This window comes from Blautia sp. MSK.20.85, assembly GCF_013317245.1.
In the GTDB taxonomy this organism is placed as follows: domain Bacteria; phylum Bacillota; class Clostridia; order Lachnospirales; family Lachnospiraceae; genus Blautia_A.
In genome coordinates this window covers 1-325 of the sequence record NZ_JAAIUN010000126.1, presented here as the reverse complement: position 1 = coordinate 325, position 325 = coordinate 1, and the positions used below count along the sequence as shown (strand labels likewise).

Below are 325 nucleotides of genomic sequence, written 5' to 3'. Positions count from 1 at the left end.
ATTCAAAGTTGATAAAGAAACAGGAAAAGCAGTACCACAGGGAGATGCCACACTGGAAGGTGCAGTTTATGGTCTGTATGCCCGTGAAAATATCGTGCATCCGGACGGAGCAACAGGAACTATTTATAAAGCAGGAGAACAGGTAGCTTCTCTTACAACAGATGACAAAGGACAGGTTTCTGTAAATGGCTTGTATCTTGGCAAATATTATATCAAAGAGATTACACCTCCGACCGGATACCTGGAAGATACAGAAGAGCATGATCTTACGTGCAGTTATGAAGGAGATATGACAGCAGAAGTAAAAAGAGAGTGCACTTCCAGT

General features: G+C 42.2%; 1 protein-coding gene. It reads left to right on the top strand.

Annotated features, from left to right (window positions below):
- The coding region (locus tag G5B12_RS17205) for a prealbumin-like fold domain-containing protein (RefSeq protein WP_174088995.1) at positions 1-325 on the top strand (325 nt) is incomplete at both ends.